The organism is Rhodococcus sp. (in: high G+C Gram-positive bacteria) (assembly GCF_049286785.1).
Classification (GTDB): Bacteria; Actinomycetota; Actinomycetes; order Mycobacteriales; family Mycobacteriaceae; genus Rhodococcus_F.
In genome coordinates, this window is the sequence record NZ_JBAQEO010000767.1 from 1 (window position 1) to 1,894 (window position 1,894).

The window sequence follows — 1,894 nt, forward strand, 5'->3', positions numbered from 1 at the left end:
CACCGGGCCGATCTGGTGGATTCGCTCCATCGCAAGCTCGGTGCTCCTTCTTGCGTTGCTTGCCGTCGTCACCGTCACCATCCTCGTACCGTTGGTCGCGGGAGCCGAGAGATTCACCGTGCTCACCGGCTCGATGCAGCCCACCTATCCGCCGGGCACGTTGATCGTTGTCAAGCTGGCGGAACCTGACGAACTCCGGGTCGGAACGCCCATCACCTACCAGTTGAAGACCGGTGAACCTGCGGTGGTGACCCACCGAATCATCGCGACGGCACAGAACACCCGGGGCGAACGTACTTTCGTCACTCGAGGGGACGCCAACAACACCCCGGACCCGAATCCCGTCCTCGTGAAACAGATCCGCGGCAAGGTCTGGTACAGCATCCCTTATCTGGGATACGTCAACAACTGGCTCACCGGTCAGCAACGGACGTGGGTCGTCGGCACGCTGGTAGTCGGGCTGTTCGGCTACGCAGTCGTGATGGTCGCGGGTAGCATCCGAGACAGCAGGAGGAATCGGCGTGAGCCGTCGACAACGTCGGAGTCCGATGACCCGCGGAGCTGATTCGACCTCGCGCCGCGTACGACTCGGGTCGCTCATCACCGGTGCCGTGGGCGTGCGAGTACGCGCGATCCTGGCGCTCGGGATAGTCCTCGGACTCGGGGCCGTCGGAACCCTCGCTCTGTGGAGCAACTCCGCGGTGGCTACGTCCGGGGTATTCAGCACCGGAACAATAGATCTGCGGGTCAACGAAGTCGACACGTATTCGTTCACGGGAACGAGCGGCCTGACGATGACCAACATGCTTCCCGGTGAGAGCAGAGCGGCGACCCTGCAGGTGCAGAACAAGCTCTCGACGCTCCCGGTGACATATTCGATGGCGGCGGGCACGGCAGCAGGAAGTCCCCTGTTGGCTGATTACATCCAACTCAGGGTCTTCGGCAGTGCCTCGCCCACCAACGCAGCCTCGGGCGGGTTGAACACAGGTAGTTGCAGTGGCGCCCAGATAGCATCCGCGGCACTGCGCGCGGGGGCCTCTGTTCCGGTCATCACGGCCCCGCAACCACTCGTTGCCGCTACCGGCACCCAAGACCTCTGTTTCGTCGCTGCACTCGCCGCCAATGCTCCACTGAGCGTGCAGAGTCAAACGCTGGCCACTATCACGTTGACGTTCAATGCAACCACCGCGTGAGGACACGATGAGCACCCGTCTCGAGCGACCCAACCGGGCGCGGATCGTCCGTGAGATCGCACTCACTGTTGGTGCGGTTGCCGGGCTGCTCTGCATTGTAGCGACGGTCGCTGCCGTACTACTCGGTGCCACACCACTGATATTTCGCTCCGGCTCGATGGAACCGACCATCCCCACCGGCGCTCTGGCCCTCACCCGGAGCACGCCCGCTGCCGAAGTGAACGCCGGTGACATCATCAGCGTCGAGAACCAGCACGGTGTCCGCGTCACACACCGCGTCGTATCGGTCGACACCGTCGCAGGCGATGCAGCGGCCCTCACCCTGCAGGGGGACGCGAACCCCGAGCCCGACGCACAGAGCTATGTGGTTACCTCCGCAGAACGAGTTGTGTTCCATGTCAACGGACTCGGCTATGCGCTCTCCTGGTTGAATAGTCCGGCTGCCCTTGTGCTGGGCGGATTGGCTGTAGCCGGTCTGGTGTGGATCATCATCTGGCCATATGGCCGCCGGCGCTCGGCAGGCGATGATGATTCACCACGCCCAGCCAAGGACGAAGGCACTCATTCCATCACCCCGCTCGTCATTCTGGGCGTGGCCGCGACGATGGTGCTCGGCCTCGGGAACGTTCCCGGCACCGCGGCCGCCTTTACCGATTCCGCTACCGCGAACACCGGATCGTTCGCTTCGCGAGCACAATTCA

Annotated in this window: 3 protein-coding genes; all 3 read left to right on the forward strand. The window is 63.5% G+C overall.

All coding sequences use genetic code 11. The features are described from left to right. On the forward strand, window positions 1-565 hold a 565-nt coding region (locus WAW17_RS27725), incomplete at its 5' end, for a signal peptidase I (protein ID WP_422336070.1). Then, window positions 549-1,193, forward strand: coding sequence for a SipW-dependent-type signal peptide-containing protein (locus tag WAW17_RS27730; protein ID WP_422336071.1), 645 nt, complete (start codon window positions 549-551; stop codon window positions 1,191-1,193). The genes WAW17_RS27725 and WAW17_RS27730, both read left to right, overlap by 17 nt. Window positions 1,194-1,200: 7 nt before the next feature. Beyond that, window positions 1,201-1,894: signal peptidase I (locus tag WAW17_RS27735; RefSeq protein ID WP_422336072.1), on the forward strand; the 694-nt coding region annotated here is incomplete at its 3' end.